Annotated in this window: 3 protein-coding genes; all 3 read right to left on the bottom strand. The window is 40.9% G+C overall.

The genetic code is table 11. The features are described from left to right. Positions 1 to 667 (bottom strand): oligosaccharide flippase family protein (locus tag Tam10B_RS12775; protein ID WP_158214224.1); only part of this gene is annotated, 667 nt, incomplete at its 3' end. A gap of 91 nt (positions 668 to 758) precedes the next feature. Continuing rightward, a complete protein-coding gene (locus tag Tam10B_RS12770; protein WP_093961603.1) occupies positions 759 to 1859 on the bottom strand; it encodes a polysaccharide pyruvyl transferase family protein in 1101 nt (366 codons plus the stop codon). A gap of 1 nt (position 1860) precedes the next feature. Then, positions 1861 to 2876: O-antigen ligase family protein (locus tag Tam10B_RS12765; RefSeq protein ID WP_143248664.1), on the bottom strand; the 1016-nt coding region annotated here is incomplete at its 5' end.

Here is a 2876-nt window from a genome sequence, read left to right as displayed (position 1 = left end):
GAATCAAAAGCTTCCATCCGTACCGGAACAGACCCTTCAGACGCTCCAAAGAAAACTGCAATGACGGACGCCATCCAATAATTGTACGCAATGTAAAAGTGTTAATAACAGTATTAGTAAGATACTGTGCCACCAAGGCCCAAACACCCATACCAAAGTAGGCCATAGTGATACCCACAATGGCGGAAATCAGAGTTCCACTAATGGTCGCATAAAAAAATTTTTTGAAAATCATTTTTCGCGAAACATATGCCTGTTGTACGGAATTAATGGAAGCTATAGGTAACTGCAATGCCAGAACCCTAAGCACCGGAACCAGTATAGGCATATTGTAGAAATCAGCGACAATCGGAGCTACACCAAAGAAAATAATGAGGTACAGAAAAATAGAAAAAGCAATGCCAAAATAGAAGACAGAGGAGAAATCAAGATCATCCGCATCTTTCTTTTGGATCAAAGCCACGCCAAAACCGTCGTTAACAAAAACGTTAGCAATAGTAATAAAAATTGTCACCAAGGTGACTGTTCCATAATCGGATGGCATCAAAAGACGCGCGAGAATGATCGTAACAATAACAGATACGAGCTGCGAACTCATTCGCTCAGCAAATTTCCAAAATAAACCACTAATAACAGAGAATTTCATCTGTTTTTTTGAATCACTCATTTAACATCTTCCATTAAGATACAAAATAATATTTGCTCGCCCCAAAAGCAAAGCCGGGACGAGCAAATAACGATTTTCTTCTACATAAAAATTACAGAGAGTTGACTACCAAGTCCAGAGACTTCCTGCGCTCTGCATCAATAAATGCATTGATACCGCTGTAGTCCCAATCGTAATCAAGCATTTCACGAGCGTCACGCCCCTTGACAGACAACAACTCATAAAGACCAAGCTTCCTCAGGAAGTTATCAGCCTTGGCCAAAATGAAATCTGAAGCACAAAAAGCAAGTTTCTTATTAAAGATAAGAGAGAAGGTCAATCCATGGAAAGTGCTTGTAGCAATAGCCGAAGAATGGCGGAACAGACCAATCCACTCAAAGGGAGTCAAGTCAGACTGATGAATCAAAACATCGCACCAGTCATACTGATCATTATTGCAATCGAGACAAATCAGCTTAAGCTGATTATCCTTTGCATACGAACAAAGCTGCTCAATAAACGCATTAGAAAAATCCTGGCCATACACGATAATGTAGTTCTCATATTTTGGAGCAACAACATTATCATCATTATTAAAGTCCCAAAGCCATGTAGGATCAAGAACCACAGGAGGACGATTTCCTGTTATTTCCTCAACAATATCAGCCGAGTTCTCATCTCGAACGGTGATAAAGTCAAGAGCTTTCACGCCGTCAATAACATACTGAGGGTAGTCGGATCCAGGCTTGATCGTACCAAAACTTGCCGCGTAGGAGACCTTCTTATGAGCAGGAATGCCCACACCAAACAGACGTTGATCATTATCAAAAATATCGAATGAGTAATCCCAGACAATATCACTTCCTAGTACGAGAGTATTGAACTCGGTTCGATCCAGTTCGTTTGCAGTCAAACGTTCCGTATGAGGAATGGAAAGATAATACTTAGGGAAAGTGGCTTTTCGCTGATTATAGCTCGAATTGGGATTAACCAGATCCCACAAACTCTTATAGAACTCGGGACGAAGGAAATTTCGACCTGCGCTCTTAGCATAGTATGCGTTGTAATGCTTCTCATCAAGATATGCGATCTGCTTCACATCGCGATCCTTGCAATAGCGCGCAAGGGCACATTGCAAAGCATATGCTTGAGCAAACGTACCATAATTGGGAACGTCCCAAAACGTCAGGATTCCCATATCATACTTGGACATTTTATTCTCCTTCTTTCTGGTCTTTCAACGAATCCAGAACTACGTTCATAAGTGGAAAGATGATAAACATAACGGGATAAATAAAAATTTCTGTCGTACACATAATTATATATGCAGACACCGCGTACACAGCAATCTGTGCTTGCTTGTTCGGCCATTGGGCTATCGATTTCTTCACAAGAATCCCAAGAACAGTGAAGAAGAGCAATAGTGCAATCATGCCTCCTTGAAATGCAATTTGCAACAACTGATCATGACAATGCGTAGCTCCAGTCCAGAGCCCATTGGAAGATAGTCCTAAATACTGCACCATCTCGTCATTCGTAAGTACTCCGTATCCAATTACGGGGTTAATTGTTATTGCATGAATAGCATTATCCCAAATGGCCAATCGTCCAGAAAATGTCAAATTTTTACCAAGTCTCAATACAATTGGGGCAAAAATATTAACAATTCTAAATATAACAATTAGCAGCCATATGATACAGGATATCGCAATACTCCGAATAGGAGTAAAGAAATGTCTTACCTCGGGGACCAACATCAAAGCGAAGAATAAAACGACACCAACTATACCGGTTGCCGAGCCATGCATAAACTCAGTCAAAAGAACGATAATTGATAGGGCAAAGCCTCGATTCTGGCTATGGAAATAAGTATTGTAAATCCATGCGATCACCAAAGCCGGAAATAGCCATTGGACAAAATAGTTGTCCACTCCCAAAAGCCATTCCTCAGAAGCTCCATACGCTGAAATAGACCTACTATATAGTCCATTTGGAGCTATCAAAATAGTTAGAAAATTCCCATAAACGCATAATTCGCTATGAATCATTAGGACACGCAGCAATGTTGACAAATGATCTCGATAAACATCAAACACTACACATGCGATGCCAATACGAAGCAATGTCATTAATGCCGTACTGGTGTCCCCTCCGCCAATTGCGGTCGATAGCAAAATCCATGCTTGCATAGCTAATGCAAACGCAGTGATCGCGGATGGGGCACGTTTAT

Source organism: Bifidobacterium vansinderenii, assembly GCF_002234915.1.
Taxonomy (GTDB): Bacteria; Actinomycetota; Actinomycetes; order Actinomycetales; family Bifidobacteriaceae; genus Galliscardovia; species Galliscardovia vansinderenii.
The sequence above is the reverse complement of the archived record's forward strand: the minus strand, read 5'-3'. Positions and strand labels throughout refer to the sequence as shown.

Excerpts from the sequence above, each read along its gene's own strand:
- Tam10B_RS12770 (WP_093961603.1), bottom strand. The coding sequence starts at position 1,859 with ATGTCCAAGTATGATATGGGAATCCTGACGTTTTGGGACGTTCCCAAT.